The organism is Pseudomonas fluorescens, from assembly GCF_902498065.1.
GTDB classification, from domain to species: Bacteria; Pseudomonadota; Gammaproteobacteria; order Pseudomonadales; family Pseudomonadaceae; genus Aquipseudomonas; species Aquipseudomonas fluorescens_BJ.
This window is the reverse complement of the sequence record NZ_CABVIR010000003.1, coordinates 107987-125811: the sequence shown is the minus strand read 5'-3', so window position 1 is coordinate 125811 and position 17825 is coordinate 107987. Positions and strand designations below refer to the sequence as shown.

Below are 17825 nucleotides of genomic sequence, written 5' to 3'. Positions count from 1 at the left end.
CACGGTCAATGTGGGAGCGAGCCCGCTCGCGATGAGGCCATGACATCCAGCATCGATGTTGGATGTCAGCCCGCCATCGCGAGCAGGCTCGCTCCCACACTTGATCTGGTTTCTGCTGGAAAAAGCGGCGCGACGATTACAACGTTTACGGGATAACTGATGCTATTCAAGCAACTCTCACGCCTGGCAAAAATCACCAGCCCCCTGGGGCCGGATGCACTGTTGCTCAAGGACATGGGCGGCGGCGAAGAGCTGGGGCGGCTGTTCAACTATGAGTTGCAGCTCCACTCGCTGGACAACGCCATCGACCTCAACCAGTTGCTGGGCAAACCCATGTGCCTGAGCCTGCAATTGGACGGCGGTGGCGAGCGTCATTTCCATGGCATCGTTGCCCGTTGCAGCCAGAACGTCGACGAGGGCCAGTTCGCCAGCTACCAGGCCACGCTGCGGCCCTGGCTATGGCTGCTGACCCGTACCTCCGATTGCCGGATTTTCCAGAACCTGACCATCCCGCAGATCATCAAGCAGGTGTTTCGCGACCTGGGCTTTTCCGATTTCGAAGATGCCCTGAGCCGGCCTTATCGCGAGTGGGAATACTGCGTGCAGTATCGCGAAACCAGCTTCGATTTCGTCAGCCGCCTGATGGAGCAGGAAGGGATCTACTACTTCTTCCGCCATGAACAGGGTCGTCATGTGCTGGTGCTGGCCGATGCCTACGGCGCCCACACCAGCGTGCCCGGCTACGCCTCGGTGCCCTACTACCCCAAGAATGAACAGCAGCGTGAACGCGATCACATCCACGATTGGCACCTGGCCCAGGAAGTCCAGCCGGGCTCGCTGGAACTCAACGACTATGACTTCCAGCGCCCCAGCGCGCGAATTGACGTGCGCTCGGCCATGCCCCGTCCGCACACCGCCGGCGACTATCCGCTGTACGACTACCCCGGCACCTATGTACAAAGCGAAGACGGCGAACATTACGCCCGCACCCGCATCGAAGCTTTGCAGACGCTGCATGAACAGGTCGAGCTCGCCGGCAACGCTCGGGGCCTGGGTCCGGGTCATTTGTTCAGCCTCACCGGCTTCAGCCGTCAGGACCAGAACCGCGAGTACCTGATCGTCGGCGCCCGCTATTACATTTCCCAGGAAAGCGGGGAAACCGGCGGCGGCGCGGCCTCGGCGCAGTTCGGAAGCAGCCTGACCTGTATCGACGCCCAACAAAGTTACCGCCCCCTGCCCAACACCCTTCGCCCCATCGTCAAAGGCCCGCAGACCGCATTGGTGGTCGGGCCCAAGGGCGAGGAAATCTGGACCGACCAGTTCGGCCGGGTGAAGGTGCATTTCTATTGGGACCGTCATGACCAGTCCAACGAAAACAGTTCGTGCTGGATTCGCGTGTCGCAATCCTGGGCCGGTAAAAACTGGGGCTCGATGCAGATCCCACGGATCGGCCAGGAAGTGATCGTCAGTTTCCTCGAAGGCGACCCGGACCGGCCGATCATCACCGGCCGCGTCTATAACGCCGAACAAACCGTGCCCTATGACTTGCCCGAAAACGCCACCCAGAGCGGCATGAAAAGCCGTTCGAGCAAAGGTGGCACACCGGCGAACTTCAACGAAATCCGCATGGAAGACAAGAAAGGCGCCGAGCAGCTGTACATCCATGCCGAGCGCAATCAGGACATCGTGGTCGAGGTCGATGAAAGCCACTCGGTAGGCCACGATCGCAACAAAAGCATCGGGCATAACGAGACGGTCACCATCGGCAACAACCGCCTGCGAATCGTCAAACAGGAAGACATTCTTTCGGTGGGTCAGCGCAAGACCGACAGCATCAGCCAGAGCTACGTCATTGAAGTGGGTGAGAACCTGCGGCTGGTCTGTGGTGAAAGCATCCTGGAGCTCAATGCCAGCGGCCAGATCAACTTGAGCGGCGTGCAAATCAGCTTCCATGCCAGCGGTGATGCCGAGTTCAACACCGGTGGCGTGTTGCACCTGAACAATGGCGGCGGCCCTGGCGCCACGCCTGACGGCCAGGGCGTCAAGGCCAGCATCGACGCCAACATCAATGCCGCGTTTCCCAAGCCCAAGGGCTAACCAAGAGATTCAGGCGCCATGACTTACCGCATCAATGAATTCCAGTTCCAACTGCCGGCAGGCGAACTGCAAGACGCGACGATCAACATCCTCAAGTTCCCTGAACTGGGCACTTCGCTGATTGTCAGCCGTAGCTTGCTGGCCGAGGGCGAAACCTTGCAAAGCAACTTCGACGACCAGCTCAAGCGCCTGGAAAAACAAGTGCAAGACTTGCGTTTTCAACCGGGCGTTGCCGTGCGTCTGGGCGCCAGCCAGGAAGTCGAAGGCATCGAGTTGCGCAGCCAGTTCAACAAGGGCAACGACAAAGTCTTCCAATACCAGTTGGCACTGGTGTTGCCCGGCACCCGCAAAATGCTCGCCTTGAGCTACGTGAAGGCCGAAAAACTCGGCGATGCCGAAGCCGCGCATTGGGCGACCATCAAGAGTTCACTGTTGTTCGATGTTCCGGCCTGATGAACACCCTGCATGTCTGACGCAAGCGAAGAAGATGGTGAGTGAGTCGATATCGACCTATAACGGTGAGCGACCGCACCTGCCTTTGAAATACGAAACGCCCGATGCGGTGCATCGGGCGTTAGGGTGAAACAGGTGTAAACCTATTTCAGGACTAGACAGCTCCCTCATTATCGAAGGGGTTCGCCCCATCAGATATTGGCAGGCACAAAATCCGGCCCACCCAATGTGTCGCGCACCATCACCGCCGAGCGCATCAACGGCGTCCACATACCGTCCGGGCTGTTCCACGCCGCGCCTGCCCAACGGGTGTCGGCGACCAACTCGGCCTTGTGGCTTTCCAACTGGCGCTTGAGCGCCACGGCGACGCTGCCCATATCCACGTCAAACAAATCGCCATAGGGTCCTTGCGGCTGCTTGCGCTGTTTGTCCTGGCAAAAGCGGTAGTACCAAACCCAGTCGTGAGCGATGTAGATCGCCCGCGCGCGGTCTGGATAAGTCGCCAGCATCTTCAGCAAGGCCGACACGAAACGCGTGGGGAAACTTGCGTCGTGAGTCTGGCGCCAATACGGCATGATCAATTGATCGAACGCCGCCACTACGTTCTGTGGTTCGTCGTTTTCGTTCTTGGCTTCGAGAAAGTAGAACGGCTCGCCCACCAGAAATTTGTCCAGTTCATCATTGGCCAGCGCCAACAGCAGCACGTTGTCTTGCGGGTTGCTCATTGAATTCTCACTACGTCTCGGGTCGTCATCAGCGCATTGATGTCGTTACCGTGGGAGATGGGTACATTGTCCAGCACCGCTTCGCGCATGCCGCCGGGATGAGTCAGGCCGCCCGGTCGCCAAAGCGAGTTCACACCACCTTCGTTACCGGTAGGCATCAGCACCTTGGGGTTATCCAGGTTCATCATGTAGATGTCCTTGCCAACCAGCGATCCCGGATCGTACCCCAAGGCCGACTCCAGTACTGAAACGTCGCCGGTTTTCTTGTACTCGGCGACCACGGTGTTCAGGTCGGATTTTGCCATGACGAACTTGTTCGGATTGAACGAGCCGTACTTGGGGTTGGCGATGTCGTCGGAGGTGAAGAGAAAACTGCCGCCCTCGTCCTCGAAAGTCTTGAGGTGTTTGTCAACATACGGGCCTTCGAGATAGTCGCTCGGCGGCGGCCTACTGCCCTTGGGAATCGCCATGATATCGGCTTCGGTCATACCCGGTTTGTAGGCTGCCGCACGGGGTTTCGGTGCGGCACCGAGACGAGCCATTTTCGGCCCCAACCCCAGCAGTGCCATGCCGGCGATACCTTGAAGCAGGTCGCGATAGCCCGGTCCAAGACGGTCGCCCAACTCGCCTAACAGCGCCATGCCGCCCATCATCGCGCCGCCAATCACCGCGAACCCGATAAAAGCCGCCGCGCCTGCCATTGCGGCCAGGACGGCTGCCGCGCCCATGGCGACCATCCCCAGCGCTTCGAGACCGGTGTGCAGCCAACCTTCGATATCGAGGACAAACGCAACGGAGATCGTTGGCCCGCCGATAAAAGTATTGGGGCTGCCGCTCTTGATGTGCGCGCCGCAGACCATCTTGCTCTGCAACCGCGCCGCCGGTTTACCGTTGATGTAGACGCAGGCGCTGCCTTCGGCGATCAGCACCGGAAACGGCCAGACCGGGTGATTCAGCGGCAGGCCCGAGCATCCGGCAGCGACGTCGACCCCGGCGCGCATCGCGTTGCGGCTATTGATACGGACGTTGAAGCTGCCCATGATCAACGCCCCCGTGGTCGGTTCGGGCAAGTTGAAAAGGGTGTTCAGGCCCTTGATGATCTGGAACATCGACAGGCCGCCCGCCGCAATCGAACCGGCCATGATAGCCAGCGCCACGCCGCCGGTCGCCACTGTGGCCGCCACCACCGCAGCCCCGATCAACGCCCCGGCGACGGCGCCCGCCACCATCGCGGCGACACCAAAACCGTGGGCTACTTCATCGCCAAGGCGCGCAGCCGCTAGCATATCCATTGCGTTTATCTTCTTCCTTGAAGGTGATCAGGCGATCTGAGGCAGGAGCTTGAGTGAATGCATGGCAACTTTCCACGCCGGTTCGTGATACACGAGATCGTTCGGCGTGGTAGTCAGCGTCGTAATCAACCCCACAGGCTGGCGGTCGATGAAAACCTGGCGCAGCATCAGCTCACGCCCTTCGCGCTGCCAGCTGTAATCGAGCAGCACGGCAGCATGGTCGTGAAGAACGAAGTTCCACCGTTGGCTCAGGCTGAATCCGGGCAATTGCTGTTCGGCGCTTGCCAGTTGCCCGTCAACATAGTCACTGAACAGCGTGTCACCCCGGCTCGGATCGCGACTGATGACGAAACTGGCTTCCTTGGCTCCGCCGACGGCGGGCAGCTTGAAGATGTTGATGCTCTGGTCCTGCCAACTGTCAGGTATATCGAGATCGGCTTCTTGAAGGCGATAAAGCGTCATGATTCGGACCGTTTTCCAGGCTAGAGGGATGGCTCAGCAAGCGGCAGATGTTCAAGCAATAAATGACAACAATCAAGGAACATGGACAAGCCGTTTTTGAGGCCATGACACCCGTCTCACTTTTGATGCCTGCGCGAAAACCAACGGCTATGATGTGTCTCAAGACCCCGAAACTGATCAAACGCCTGAGGATGGCGCTGATGAGTACGCCGTAACCAACAAGGAGAAAGATGCAATGGAAGGCATTGAATTGCGCAACAAGCGCAACGATTACCCGGCAGCCAGACCCTTGCGTCGGATGAACATCCCGCATGTCTGACGCACTCTGGGCCGCCCGCCTGGGTGATGCGCTGAACCACACCTCAATGATGGCCGACATCCTCGGCGGCGTGCTGGAGGTGGCGGCCAACATCGCGATTACCGCGTTAGCCACCGCCGCCGTGGTGGCGGCTACGGGTATCACGGTCGTCACCGGCGGGTTGGGTTGCTTTGTGCTCGGCTTGGTAGTGGGCACGGTCGTCGGTCTCGCCATGAGCAAGACCGGGGCCGACAAGGGCCTGAGCAATTTATGCGAGAGTTTCAGCAATTCGCTGTTTCCGCCCACGGTGCAGGCGAACATTCTCACCGGCTCCACCAACACCCTCACCAACAGCATTCCCGCCGCCCGGGCCGCCGGAGCGATCCCGTCCCATGTCGCGCCGGCCGGTACCGAGCTGGAAATGCCCGAGCCGGAAGCAGAAGCCAGCTACCTCGACATGGCCGAAAGCTTCTTCTCCCAGATGTGGCGCCCCACCGTTGCCACCCCGGCGCCTGGCGCGGTGCCCAAACCGTTGGACCTGCTCGTCTGCATGAAGCATCCGCCGATGCCGCCGCAGTTTCTGGCCGAGGGCTCGGACAAAGTCACTATCAACGGCCAGCCCGCCGTGCGCAGCGGCGATCGCAGCACCTGCGATGCCAAGGTCGTGTCGGCCGGGCTAATCTCCTCCAACGTCACCATCGGCGGCGGTTCGGTGGTGGTGCGCGAGATCCGCAGCGGCAAAACCCCGGGCGTGGGGCTGGCGGTCACAGCGTTGCTGATGCTCAAGGGCGGAAAGGGGAAATTCTTCAGCAAATTGCCGTGCATGCTGATCGGTGGCGCGACGTCGATGGCCGTCAGCAGCGCGATGGGCGCGATGGCCAACGCTGCTATGGGCTCGCCGAACCCGGTACACGCGGCGACCGGGGCCAAGGTGCTGGGTGGCGAAGAAGAGCTGGATTTCGTGTTGCCTGGAATCTTGCCGATGGATTGGCAGCGCTTCTACAACAGCCGCGACGAGCGGCGCGACGGGATGTTCGGCGCGGGTTGGAGCGTGTCCTATGAGGTGCGGGTTGAAATCCTGCCGCACCTGGAGGGCGGCGAAACGCTGGTCTACAGCGATGAACAGGGCCGGCGTATCGACATGGGTTCGATCCCCCTGGGTGGTGCGGTGTTCAGCGCCGGTGAAGGGCTTAGTGTTCGGCGGCATCGCAATGGGCAACTGCTGATTGAGAGTGATGACGGCGTATACCGCTTGTTCGATGCAACACCTGGAAACTCATCGGCACTGCGCCTTAGCCAGCTGGGTGATCGTAATGACAACCGCATCTATCTCGACTATGACGACACCGGACGCTTGGTGCGACTGCGCGACACCTTCGATCTGGTGCAGGTCGAGCTGATTCGCGAACGCGAACGCGTGACCCAAATAGAACGCCTGTACCCCGACCAACACCGCGAAATACTCGCCAGCTATGGCTTTGACGCAGCCGGCAACCTGGCCGAAGTGCGCGACGCCACCGGCCAGGTGCAACGGCGCTTCGCCTACGATGCCGGACAGCGGATGGTCGAGCATCAGTTGCCCACGGGGCTGCGGTGTTTCTATGAATGGGCGTTGATTGAAGACCGTGAATGGCGCGTGGTCCGGCACTGGACCGACGAGGGCGACGCCTACCAGTTCGACTATGACCTGAAGGCCGGCACTACGCGCATCACCGATGGCTTGCAGCGCGTCAGTACGCGGCGATGGAACAGCCAACACCAGATCACCGAATCCACCGACAACCTCGGCCAGACCTGGCGGTTCGAGTGGAACGACGAGCGCCAATTGCTCAGCGCCACCGATCCACAGGGCGGGCGCTATGCCTACAGCTACGACGAGGCCGGCAACCTGATCGGCGAAACCGACCCGCTGGGCCGCAGCGACTCGACTTTATGGCTGGAATTCTGGGCCTTGCCGCTGGTGGACACCGACGCCGCCGGCCACAGTTGGCGGTACCGCTATGATCAGCGCGGCAACTGCATCGCCGAAACCGATCCGCTGGGCCACATCACCCGCTACCGCTACGACACCCACGGCCAGGTCGTCGAGATCATCGACGCCACCGGCAAAAGCAAAAAGCTGCGCTGGAACCCGTTCGGCCAACTGGTCGAGCACATCGATTGCTCGGGTTACCCGACGCGGTTCAGCTACGACAACCGGGGCTATCTGCAAGTCATCACCGACGCCCTCGGCGAACGCACCCAGTTCAGCTACGACGCCCAGGGGCGCCTGCTCAGTAGCCAATTGCCGGACGGGCGCACCGAGCAATATCAGCGCGACGTCAGCGGCCAGTTGGTCGGTTATACGGACCCGGCCGGGCACACCACGCTCTATCAACACAACCGCCGCGGCCAGGTCCGCCAGCGCACCGACGCCCACGGCCGGCAGGTGCAATTCGGGTACGACAGCTACGGGCGGCTGCAAGCGCTGACCAACGAAAATGACGAGAGTTATCGGTTTGCCTGGGATGCCGCCGATCGGCTGACTGAACAACAAGACCTCGACGGCAGCGCCAAGCGCTACACCTATGACCTGCTGGATAACGTCGCGGCGGTGACGGCTGCTCCGGCGCCTTTCGGCAACGGTTTGGCCATCGTCCCCGAGACGCCTCTGGCCCCCATCGTTCATCGACTGGAGCGCGACGCCATCGGACGGCTGATCGCCAAAATCACCGACGATGGCCGCACCGACTACACCTACGACCCGCTGGACCAGCTCACCGCCGTCACCTTCACCGACCACCACGGCAACGCACAAACCCTGAGCTTCGCCTACGACGCCCTCGGCCAGTTGCTCGAAGAACAAAGCGCGGCTGGCAGCCTGCAATATCACTATGACGAACTCGGCAACCTGATCCAGACCCAACTGCCCGACGGCCGCTGGATCAATCGCCTGTATTACGGCAGCGGCCACCTGCACCAGATCAATCTCGACGGCCAGGTCATCAGCGACTTCGAACGCGACCGTCTGCACCGCGAAGTGCTGCGCACCCAAGGCCAGATCAGCACCCGCAGCGAGTACGACCGCAGCGGCCGTTTACGCTCACGCCAACGCCGACACAGCAGCCAGCCATCGCTGATGCCGGCCGCCGTGCAGAAACATTTTGAGTACGACCCCGCCGACAACCTGATCGGCAAACTCGACCAGCAACCCGCCGGGCAACACCGCCAACGGCTGCACTACGACGCCACCGGCCGCATCATCGCCAGCCAGGACAGCCTGCACGGCCAGCGCGAAACCTTCGCCTACGACGACGCCGCCAACCTGCTGGATGGCCCGCAACCCGGCGCCGGGTTGGTGGTGCACAACAAACTGCTGACCTTCCAGGACAAGCGTTACCGCTACGACGCCTTCGGCCGGATGATCGAAAAACGCAGCGCTAAACGGGGCCTGCAGCGCTTCGGTTACGACGCCGAGAGTCGATTGATTGAAGTGCGCAACCAGAGTGGCAGCGGCGAAACTGTGGTCAACATGACTTACGATCCGCTCGGTCGACGCATCGAGAAAACCGAACACGACAAGAACGGCTACCCTCTGGGTCAGACTCGCTTCACCTGGGACGGCTTGCGTCTGCTGCAAGAACATAAAGGTCAGAGCAGCCTCTACCTCTACGCCGATGACGGCTATCAACCACTGGCCCGGGTCGATGGCACGGGCGCGCAACAAAAAGTCCGCTACTACCACAACGACCTCAACGGCCTCCCCGAACTACTCTCGGAAACCGACGGCCACACCGTCTGGCAGGCCACTTATCGGGTCTGGGGCAATACCGTTAAAGAGGTCCGCGAACCGTACTACATCGAAGAGCAGAACCTGAGGTTTCAGGGCCAATACCTGGATCGGGAGATTGGGCTGCACTACAACACGTTCCGGTTTTATGATCCGGATGTGGGGCGGTTTACTACGCCGGATCCGATTGGGTTGGCGGGAGGACTGAATTTTTACAGTTATGCCCCAAACCCCCTGACCTGGATAGATCCGCTTGGGCTATACAATGGTGAAGGATCTCGCGACCTAGGGAAATATCATGTGTTCCATGAGCACTCACTGAACGCGTCCGAATACAAAATGACTGACGCAGAGCACTTTAGCCGCGCAAATGAATCTGTTTACAAACGAATGCAAACAGATCCGGACTTTAAACGTCAAATGCAAACTAAATACCCTGGCACTGTAGAGCATGTGCAACCACGATCGAATGGGACGTTCAGAGGAACCTCCCCAGCCAATATGACTTGGCATCATGGAAACAAACCAGGCTCATTACAGCTAGCCGACTTCAATGATCATAAAACGTATCATAAAATCTACCACCCTGATGGTAAAGGCGGTCGAAATAAATGGGGCGGCGGTACGAAATGTCGAAAATAAGGAGTACTTATGATAACCATTAATGGCTTTGACGAACTTCTGCAAAAATGTAATGACCTACCCAATGTCGGCTGGTTATATGTGGATACTGATTTTGATTTGGAGTCAACAAACGACATCCTAAATAAAAAATATTACCTTGCAGAAAATGACGACGAAGAAATGGAGTTCGATGACAAATACGGAACATTTCTTGAGTCTCCAATACTCAAAGCGATCATTGAAAATAAAACAGAACATCATCCGAACGCCAGCAAAGAAGAACTACTGAAAGCAGTTACTTATTATTTGGAAAACGATGACTTTCTAGACTAGATTAGAAAAGGAGTCGGAAGGGCTAAACAACTTCCGGCTTTACTTTTTAGCGAAAACCATAACATGCATGTTTGGATAAAAAACGGGAATAAGTTTTTCTACCGAGAGACCTGGCTGCACTCAACACGCTCCGGCTTCATGATCCGGATATGGAGCTCCCAACTCCACCGAGTGGATTGACCCTGCTAAAAGAAGGTGAGGTGGCCGGTTACGGTGCCAAAGCCCACAAGAATGCGACCGCCTGCACCGCGAAGTGCTGCGCACCCAAGGCCAGATCAGCACCCGCAGCGAGTACGACCGCAGCGGCCGTTTACGCTCACGCCAACGCCGACACAGCAGCCAGCCATCGCTGATGCCGGCCGCCGTGCAGAAACATTTTGAGTACGACCCCGCCGACAACCTGATCGGCAAACTCGACCAGCAACCCGCCGGGCAACACCGCCAACGGCTGCACTACGACGCCACCGGCCGCATCATCGCCAGCCAGGACAGCCTGCACGGCCAGCGCGAAACCTTCGCCTACGACGACGCCGCCAACCTGCTGGATGGCCCGCAACCCGGCGCCGGGTTGGTGGTGCACAACAAACTGCTGACCTTCCAGGACAAGCGTTACCGCTACGACGCCTTCGGCCGGATTATCGAAAAACGCAGCGCTAAACGGGGCCTGCAGCGCTTCGGTTACGACGCCGAAAGCCGGTTAGTTGAAGTGCGCAATGAAAACGGCAGCGTGCTCAGGATGACCTACGACCCGCTGGGCCGACGCATCGAAAAAACCGAGCACGACCCCAACGGCTACCCGCTCGGTGAAACCCGCTTCACCTGGGACGGCCTGCGTCTGTTGCAGGAAAATCGCCATCAACAGACCAGCCTTTACCTCTATGAAGACGAAGGGTACGAACCCTTGGCCCGCATCGACGGCACCGGCCCGCTGCAAAAAATCCGCTATTACCACAACGACCTCAACGGCCTGCCGGAACAGCTCACCGAGGCGGACGGCCACAACGTCTGGCACGCAACTTATCGGGTGTGGGGCAACACGTTAGAAGAGGTGCGCGAGCCGTACTACATTGAGGAGCAGAATTTGCGGTTCCAGGGGCAGTACCTGGACCGGGAGACGGGGCTGCATTTCAATACGTTCAGGTTTTATGATCCGGATGTGGGGCGGTTTACGACGCCGGATCCGATTGGGTTGGCGGGGGGATTCAACCTCTATCAATACGCACCGAATCCGATTGGGTGGGTGGATCCGTGGGGGTGGGAAGTTTGTCGACTCAGCACCTCACAGAAGAGAGCCATGGGGCCTGCACCTAAGGGTATGGTAAAACCGCATTACCATCATATCGTCCGCGAAAAAGCTCCAAAAAGCTGGAAAGCTCAAAATCAAAAGTACATTACCGACTCGCAAAAGATTCTGGCCAAACACAAGATTGGTCTAAACAACGATCCGCGCAACTTTACTTGGGCCCAAAATGGGGGAGGCAATCACTCGATAGCCAGCGCCAAAAAAGTCTATGAAGTACTACAGAAAGCGGACGTCGGCGGGCTGGCCAGTGTCCAGAATGCATTACAGAAAATGGGTGCACAAATGACAAAAGGTGTTTTTTAAATGAACAACCCAGAAGAAATTTATGAAAAGAACATCACGACTTTATTAGCCATTCACGCAGACATTGCGTCGGGAAATGCAGCCTCTCTAAAAAAGCACCTAGAGAGAAATTCTGTTCTATTGCATCTGCCCATGTATGGCCTTGATGGGCATGAGACCCTGCTGCACGTGGCTGCTGAACAGGGTCAAACCGAAATTTGCCGCTTGTTGGTGTCGTTAGGTATTGCGCTGGACCAGCCTGCCGTCAGTTCCGGCAATAGCACGCCACTTGCCGCAGCCGCTGGCAATGGACATCTACAAACATGCCAATGGTTTCTTGAGACCGGTGCTTTGGTGGATGGGTGGCCTAACAGCATAACCACCCCGCTGATTGACGCGATTACCTTTGGGCATCTGGACGTCGTCAATCTTCTTATAGAACACCATGCCAACATCAATCGACTGCACACCAGACTGAATACTGCGCCATTGGACATCGCCAATACCTGGGGATTTACCGAGATTGCGTCCACATTAAGAAAATTGGGCGCGGTCAGTATCATGGACATTATGGAAGGCCGACCTGAGGAGTTTGGCGGTTCTATAGTCACTTTCGTGCACAACACCGCTGGCTGGGTTTTACCCGCCCAATTGAGCCCCTTCACCAATGAAAAGGGTCTGGAGCTGCGTGTTAGCTGCATCGATGGCAAAAACAAGTTCAAATTGCTCTTCACCATCGGACTTTTTGCCAAAAGTCCTCATACCGAATTATTCATATGCTTGCCTGGCGACTGGCCTTTGACACAGCAAGGTTCCCCCCCCCACAGTCCTTGGGTTTTCCCGGTCGAGTTGCTGTCCCTGCTCGCTCGCCACACGTTCGATAATGGCCCCTTGTCGGAAGGTTTCTTGATTCGTCGTTCCGATGCCGTGTATGCAGATCTGGCTTGGCCAGCCGGAGTGGATGCTTTCGTGGCCGTGGATAAAGCTTGGGATACGAAGACTGAAAAAGAGACGATCCCCGACGATGAAAAGGTGATGCTCTATGTTTTGGCACCTGTCAAATTCACAAAAAAGGGCGAGCCTGACGCAGTAGCATTGCGAGCTCTGACACAACGCAAACGTACGGCCAGTTGGGCGAGTGTGGTCACTCCGGCTCCGGATCCAGAGATGACGCAATAGAAAAGTGGAGCGAACACGGACAACCACGAAGCAACTTGTCGGCTACGTTCCCGCACGGTGGGTCGGTCGCTCAATATGAAAAACACTTCAAGGTTAAGTACGAGAGCACTGAGTCAGTCCTTGCGGCCTCCAAAAAAGGTTGGCTGGCTAACAAAACTCCTAAACCCAAACCTGGGCGCTGCTCGTGACGGGAGATTAACGATGCTTGAAAACACATTCTCAAATGACGAAGCGGCCATTACGCCAGCGGATCTGGATCATCTGGAATCCGCCATTGGTAAGAAGCTACCGACGCCCTTTAGAATCCATTGCCTCAAGTACAACGGAGGTGTACCGGAGCGGACCTAGTGGGTCAGCGAAGATTTTGACGAGCCACTGGAAGTGGCGGCGTTCAAGCCGATTACCGGTGGCGACTCCACACTGCTGTCCACCTACCAGTTGATGCTAAAAAAACAGGTGCTTCCTGCGCACCTCCTGCCTTTCGCGAACGACTGGGGCGGCAACTTCTTCTGCCTGAATCTTGATACGGGGGCCGTTAGTTATTTCACGACTGATAGCTTTGATAGCGACCTAAGCCCGAAAGAAAATCAGACTGAATCCGAAAAACTGGTTTGCTCGAATTTCCTCCGGTTTGTTCAAGGGCTGATCGATGAGGAAGATTTGGATGAAGAGTGAATGAGCCAAGGCCGCACAAATAGCGGACTTGGTTAGAGACGCATATCCCCTTTGGCGAGGGCAGCATTGTCTGATCCAGACCCAACTGCCCGACGGCCGCTGGATCAATCGCCTGTATTACGGCAGCGGCCACCTGCACCAGATCAATCTCGACGGCCAGGTCATCAGCGACTTCGAACGCGACCGTCTGCACCGCGAAGTGCTGCGCACCCAAGGCCAGATCAGCACCCGCAGCGAGTACGACCGCAGCGGCCGTTTACGCTCACGCCAACGCCGACACAGCAGCCAGCCATCGCTGATGCCGGCCGCCGTGCAGAAACATTTTGAGTACGACCCCGCCGACAACCTGATCGGCAAACTCGACCAGCAACCCGCCGGGCAACACCGCCAACGGCTGCACTACGACGCCACCGGCCGCATCATCGCCAGCCAGGACAGCCTGCACGGCCAGCGCGAAACCTTCGCCTACGACGACGCCGCCAACCTGCTGGATGGCCCGCAACCCGGCGCCGGGTTGGTGGTGCACAACAAACTGCTGACCTTCCAGGACAAGCGTTACCGCTACGACGCCTTCGGCCGGATGATCGAAAAACGCAGCGCTAAACGGGGCCTGCAGCGCTTCGGTTACGACGCCGAAAGCCGGTTAGTTGAAGTGCGCAATGAAAACGGCAGCGTGCTCAGGATGACCAAGTACCTGTTGGACGATCCTTGGGGCGGAGAAAAAGACAAGATACTGCTAGAGGGACTTCGTTAGACATTCATCTCTGCGTCCCACAAAAAATGGGCACCCGATTCAATCGGCGTGCCCATTTTTCAATACGGTTCCCCCTGTCACTCAGGGAGTTCGCCGCAATTACGGATTAACGCTGTCTTTCAACGATTTGCCTGGCTTGAACGCCACGGTGTTGCTGGCCTTGATTTTCACTGGCTCACCGGTTTGCGGGTTTTTGCCGGTGCGGGCGCCGCGGTGGCGTTGCAGGAAAGTGCCGAAGCCGACCAGCGTCACGCTGTCCTTGCGGTGCAGGGCGCCGGTGATTTCTTCGAGAACGGCGTTGAGAACGCGGTTGGCCTGCTCTTTGGTGAGATCTGCTTTTTCCGCGATGGCGGCGGCGAGTTCTGGTTTACGCATTAGTGAAGCCCCTTTGACGGTTTTTTGTTGTTATGTCCGTGCTGTTCTCGTTGGAACAGCGCCCAAAGCGCCGCAGGTGCTCTACTCTGCGGCAGACGGGAGTGAGAATGGCACGCACGGAAGAGCCGCGCCAGTCTCGGCGCGACGTTTGTAGGGGCAAAAGCGGGGTGATTCCGACAGAACGACCGGTATTTACGCCAGCAGCGGTGGAAGTTCTTTGTTCAATGCGAGTTTTTCCATCACCGCCGCGCCTGTCAGGGCATAACCGAGCAGTTTTCCGGCGGCATCGCGGCATAAAACCTTGATGTCAGCGCCCTGCCCTTCGACAGTCCATACGCCTTCCAAACCCCGTGGCGGCGGCGAAACCACCAAGGGGCAAACCGGTGTCTTGACGGTGATCGGCATCGCGCCATAGCTCACGGCCGTCGGGTTTCCGGCAAGGGTTTGTGCCAGCGCTCTCGCACAGCTCATGAGGGGCATCACGTACAGCAGATTCAGCCCGTCGACTTCGGCGCAGTCGCCCAGCGCGTAGATATTGGCGTGAGAGGTTTTCAGGTGACGGTCGACCACCACGCCGCGATTGACCTGCACACCGGCCGCCGCCGCCAGGTCAATGCGCGGACGCAGGCCGATGGCCGAGACCACCACGTCGCACGGGATGACCTGACCGTCCGACAGATGCGCTTCCAATCCATCTTCAACACGCTGCAAACGGTTGAGCACCGGCCCGAGGTGGAAACGTGCACCGAGGCTTTCCAGCCCGGCCTGGACCGCAGCGGCCGCCGCCGGGTGCAGCAGGGTCGGCATGACCTGTTCGCACGGCGCAACCAGTTGCACCTCGTAACCGCCGAGGATCAGGTCGTTGGCGAACTCACAGCCGATCAGCCCGGCACCGAGCAACAACACCCGATGTTTGCCGGCCGCTGCCGCCCGAAAGCGCGCGTAGTCTTCGAGGTCGTTGATCGGGAACACGGCATCCGCGGCATCACCTTCGATGGGCACGCGCACGGTTTCAGCGCCCCAGGCCAGGATCAGGTCGCGGTAGATCACCGATTCTTCGCCGATCCACAGGCGTTTGTGGCCAGGGTCGATGCCGCTGATGCGCGTGTGGGTGCGCACTTCGGCCTTCAGCTGTTCGGCCATCGCCCCCGGTTCGGCCATGCTCAGGCCGTCGGCATCCTTGTTCTTGCCGAATCCGGTGGAGAGCATCGGCTTGGAGTAGGAGCGTCCGTCATCGGCGGTAATCAGCAGCAGCGGGGTTTCGCTATCGAGTTTGCGAAACTCCCGGGCCAGGTTGTAGCCAGCCAGCCCGGTGCCGACGATCACGACAGGTGCGTTCATTCCTTACTCCTCTAAATGTCTTAGTTGATTTCGATCATTTCGAAATCCATCTTGCCGACGCCGCAGTCCGGGCACAGCCAGTCTTCCGGCACGTCTTGCCACAGGGTGCCCGGCGCAATGCCGTCATCCGGCCAGCCGTCGGCTTCGTTATAGATCAGGCCGCAGACCACACATTGCCACTTTTTCATTCAGGTACTTCCTCAGGATTCAGGCTTATTGCCGGCGCGAACGGTCGATGATTGCAGCGTTGCCGTCCGGCTCAGGGCGTTTTGTACTGATCGGGCCCGGCAGATGCAAGCCTGTTCGGCGCAATGGCGCGCCGGTTCAATCAAAATCGCCGAGTGACATGGTAAGCTCGCCGCCTCATTTGCTGCCAATAATGACTCACTGTGCCGCACTCAAAACCTCCGTTCTGGCTTCCCCAAAGCCAACTCGCGCCCCTGCCCGACGCTTCTACTCTCGACTGGCTGTTCGACGAAGGTTCGCTGACCCGACGGCTGATCCGCCTGTCGAATGAGGGTTTCAGCGTCACGCCATTGTTCGAAGGCTGGCAACCGCTGCGCGCCGACGAATGTGCCGCGCTGGATCTGGCCGAAGGCAGCGAAGGCTGGGTGCGCGAGGTGTATTTGCGCGGGCACGGCGAAGCCTGGGTGTTTGCCCGCAGTGTGGCGGCACGTAGCGCGTTGCAGGGCGATGGTCTGCACATGGACGAGTTGGGCAGCCGTTCGCTGGGCGAGCTGCTGTTCTGTGATCAAGCGTTCCAGCGGCGCGCCATCGAGGTTTGCCACTATCCTCAGGAATGGCTGCCGCTGGAGTGTCGGACAGCTGATTTGTGGGGCCGGCGCTCTCGTTTCGACCGTGGCGCCTTGAGCGTACTGGTAGCCGAAATCTTCCTGCCGACCTTGTGGCTCGCCACCCGCGCCCATCCGGAGAACTGCTGATGTACCAGAGCCTGCTCAAGTCCCTGAACCGCTTGAACCCACGGGCCTGGGACTTCATTCAACTGACGCGCATGGACAAGCCGATCGGCATTTACCTGCTGCTGTGGCCGACGCTGTGGGCGCTGTGGATTGCCGGCAAAGGTTCGCCGTCGTTGGCCAACATCGTCATTTTCGTGCTCGGCGTGGTGCTGACCCGCGCTGGCGGCTGCGTGATCAACGACTGGGCGGATCGCAAGGTTGATGGCCACGTGAAACGCACTGAACAGCGGCCATTGGTGAGCGGCAAGATCAGCTCCAGGGAAGCGTTGGTGTTTTTTGCGTTGTTGATGGGCGTGAGTTTCCTGCTGGTGTTGTGCACCAACGCGGCGACAGTCTGGCTTTCGTTTGGCGGCTTGGCGCTGGCCTTCAGTTACCCGTTCATGAAGCGCTACACCTATTACCCGCAAGTGGTGCTGGGCGCGGCGTTTTCCTGGGGGATGCCGATGGCGTTCACCGCTGAAACCGGTGAGTTGCCGGCAGCGGCGTGGCTGCTGTGGATCGCCAATCTACTGTGGACGGTGGGTTACGACACGTACTACGCGATGACGGATCGCGACGACGACTTGAAGATCGGCGTGAAATCCACGGCGATTCTGTTTGGCGAGGCCGATCGGGTGATCATCCTGACGCTGCAAGGGCTGGCGTTGGGTTGCTTGTTGCTGGCAGGGTCGAAATTCGAGCTCGGCGGCTGGTTCCACTTGGGATTGCTGGCGGCGGCGGGCTGTTTTGCGTGGGAGTTCTGGTACACCCGTGGCAAGGACCGGATGCGGTGTTTCAAGGCGTTTTTGCACAACCATTGGGCCGGGTTGGCAATTTTTGTCGGGATTGTGCTGGATTACGCAACTCGCTGAGCAGCAAGTCGCTGCCGAACGCAATGCTTCGG

14 protein-coding genes and 2 pseudogenes are annotated in these 17825 nt (G+C 58.7%); 10 read left to right on the top strand and 6 right to left on the bottom strand.

Going from position 1 to position 17825, the window contains the following annotated elements:
* The first annotated feature begins 159 nt into the window (after nucleotides 1-159).
* Together tssI and F8N43_RS13285 are read left to right on the top strand one after the other, a co-directional pair.
* A complete protein-coding gene (tssI, locus tag F8N43_RS13290) occupies nucleotides 160-2097 on the top strand; it encodes a type VI secretion system tip protein TssI/VgrG (protein ID WP_150634610.1) in 1938 nt (645 codons plus the stop codon).
* A gap of 18 nt (nucleotides 2098-2115) precedes the next feature.
* The gene (locus tag F8N43_RS13285) at nucleotides 2116-2550 is read left to right on the top strand and encodes a DcrB-related protein (RefSeq protein ID WP_052967849.1); all 435 of its coding nucleotides are present in this window, start codon (nucleotides 2116-2118) and stop codon (nucleotides 2548-2550) included.
* 191 nt (nucleotides 2551-2741) lie between these two features.
* Here the strand turns inward: F8N43_RS13285 and F8N43_RS13280 are convergent, their stop codons facing one another.
* From F8N43_RS13280 to F8N43_RS13270, 3 genes are read right to left on the bottom strand one after another with little or no spacing between them, the layout of a single operon-like run.
* Nucleotides 2742-3275, bottom strand: a complete 534-nt coding sequence (locus F8N43_RS13280; protein ID WP_150634611.1) for a hypothetical protein — start codon at nucleotides 3273-3275, stop codon at nucleotides 2742-2744.
* The gene (locus F8N43_RS13275) at nucleotides 3272-4567 is read right to left on the bottom strand and encodes a PAAR domain-containing protein (protein WP_150634612.1); all 1296 of its coding nucleotides are present in this window, start codon (nucleotides 4565-4567) and stop codon (nucleotides 3272-3274) included. Before F8N43_RS13275 ends, F8N43_RS13280 begins: the two co-directional genes overlap by 4 nt.
* 27 nt (nucleotides 4568-4594) lie before the next feature.
* Nucleotides 4595-5029 (bottom strand): DcrB-related protein, encoded by a 435-nt coding sequence (locus F8N43_RS13270; RefSeq protein WP_150634613.1) that lies wholly within the window; start codon nucleotides 5027-5029, stop codon nucleotides 4595-4597.
* A 311-nt stretch (nucleotides 5030-5340) separates the two neighbouring features.
* On the opposite strand from F8N43_RS13270, the gene F8N43_RS13265 reads away from it, so the two are divergent.
* From F8N43_RS13265 to F8N43_RS13240, 6 genes and pseudogenes are all read left to right on the top strand, one after another.
* On the top strand, nucleotides 5341-9738 hold the full coding sequence (locus F8N43_RS13265; protein ID WP_150653900.1) for an RHS repeat-associated core domain-containing protein: 4398 nt from the start codon (nucleotides 5341-5343) through the stop codon (nucleotides 9736-9738).
* Nucleotides 9739-9747: 9 nt separating this feature from the next.
* Entirely contained in the window at nucleotides 9748-10053 is a 306-nt protein-coding gene (locus F8N43_RS13260; RefSeq protein ID WP_150653899.1) for a hypothetical protein, read from the top strand.
* A 229-nt stretch (nucleotides 10054-10282) separates the two neighbouring features.
* Nucleotides 10283-11659 (top strand): annotated as a pseudogene (locus F8N43_RS13255) (RHS repeat domain-containing protein); the annotation flags it as partial.
* Nucleotides 11660-12817, top strand: coding sequence for an ankyrin repeat domain-containing protein (locus F8N43_RS13250; RefSeq protein ID WP_150653898.1), 1158 nt, complete (start codon nucleotides 11660-11662; stop codon nucleotides 12815-12817).
* 381 nt (nucleotides 12818-13198) lie between these two features.
* The gene (locus F8N43_RS29540) at nucleotides 13199-13492 is read left to right on the top strand and encodes an SMI1/KNR4 family protein (protein WP_224787828.1); all 294 of its coding nucleotides are present in this window, start codon (nucleotides 13199-13201) and stop codon (nucleotides 13490-13492) included.
* A gap of 70 nt (nucleotides 13493-13562) precedes the next feature.
* Nucleotides 13563-14222: pseudogene (locus F8N43_RS13240) on the top strand (RHS repeat domain-containing protein); the annotation flags it as partial.
* 123 nt (nucleotides 14223-14345) lie between these two features.
* On the opposite strand, the gene F8N43_RS13235 reads toward F8N43_RS13240, so the two are convergent.
* From F8N43_RS13235 to F8N43_RS13225, 3 genes are all read right to left on the bottom strand, one after another.
* Nucleotides 14346-14621: an HU family DNA-binding protein gene (locus tag F8N43_RS13235; RefSeq protein WP_003213368.1), complete on the bottom strand. Its 276-nt coding sequence runs from the start codon at nucleotides 14619-14621 to the stop codon at nucleotides 14346-14348.
* Nucleotides 14622-14813: 192 nt separating this feature from the next.
* On the bottom strand, nucleotides 14814-15962 hold the full coding sequence (locus tag F8N43_RS13230; protein WP_150634572.1) for an NAD(P)/FAD-dependent oxidoreductase: 1149 nt from the start codon (nucleotides 15960-15962) through the stop codon (nucleotides 14814-14816).
* A 20-nt stretch (nucleotides 15963-15982) separates the two neighbouring features.
* Complete coding sequence (locus F8N43_RS13225) at nucleotides 15983-16150, bottom strand: rubredoxin (RefSeq protein WP_007954349.1); 168 nt, start codon at nucleotides 16148-16150, stop codon at nucleotides 15983-15985.
* Between the two features lie 201 nt (nucleotides 16151-16351).
* On the opposite strand from F8N43_RS13225, the gene F8N43_RS13220 reads away from it, so the two are divergent.
* Together F8N43_RS13220 and ubiA are read left to right on the top strand one after the other, a co-directional pair.
* Complete coding sequence (locus F8N43_RS13220; RefSeq protein ID WP_150634571.1) at nucleotides 16352-16903, top strand: chorismate--pyruvate lyase family protein; 552 nt, start codon at nucleotides 16352-16354, stop codon at nucleotides 16901-16903.
* On the top strand, nucleotides 16903-17793 hold the full coding sequence (gene ubiA, locus F8N43_RS13215; protein ID WP_150638194.1) for a 4-hydroxybenzoate octaprenyltransferase: 891 nt from the start codon (nucleotides 16903-16905) through the stop codon (nucleotides 17791-17793). The genes F8N43_RS13220 and ubiA overlap by 1 nt, the downstream gene beginning before the upstream one ends.
* Nucleotides 17794-17825 lie beyond the last annotated feature (32 nt).

Bases quoted from the DNA above. Each gene is read 5' to 3' on its own strand.
- tssI (WP_150634610.1), top strand. From the start codon at position 160: ATGCTATTCAAGCAACTCTCACGCCTGGCAAAAATCACCAGCCCCCTG.
- F8N43_RS13270 (WP_150634613.1), bottom strand. From the start codon at position 5,029: ATGACGCTTTATCGCCTTCAAGAAGCCGATCTCGATATACCTGACAGT.
- F8N43_RS13280 (WP_150634611.1), bottom strand. From the start codon at position 3,275: ATGAGCAACCCGCAAGACAACGTGCTGCTGTTGGCGCTGGCCAATGAT.
- F8N43_RS13265 (WP_150653900.1), top strand. From the start codon at position 5,341: ATGTCTGACGCACTCTGGGCCGCCCGCCTGGGTGATGCGCTGAACCAC.
- F8N43_RS13275 (WP_150634612.1), bottom strand. From the start codon at position 4,567: ATGGATATGCTAGCGGCTGCGCGCCTTGGCGATGAAGTAGCCCACGGT.
- F8N43_RS13285 (WP_052967849.1), top strand. From the start codon at position 2,116: ATGACTTACCGCATCAATGAATTCCAGTTCCAACTGCCGGCAGGCGAA.
- F8N43_RS13230 (WP_150634572.1), bottom strand. From the start codon at position 15,962: ATGAACGCACCTGTCGTGATCGTCGGCACCGGGCTGGCTGGCTACAAC.
- F8N43_RS13260 (WP_150653899.1), top strand. From the start codon at position 9,748: ATGATAACCATTAATGGCTTTGACGAACTTCTGCAAAAATGTAATGAC.
- ubiA (WP_150638194.1), top strand. From the start codon at position 16,903: ATGTACCAGAGCCTGCTCAAGTCCCTGAACCGCTTGAACCCACGGGCC.
- F8N43_RS13225 (WP_007954349.1), bottom strand. From the start codon at position 16,150: ATGAAAAAGTGGCAATGTGTGGTCTGCGGCCTGATCTATAACGAAGCC.
- F8N43_RS13235 (WP_003213368.1), bottom strand. From the start codon at position 14,621: ATGCGTAAACCAGAACTCGCCGCCGCCATCGCGGAAAAAGCAGATCTC.
- F8N43_RS13250 (WP_150653898.1), top strand. From the start codon at position 11,660: ATGAACAACCCAGAAGAAATTTATGAAAAGAACATCACGACTTTATTA.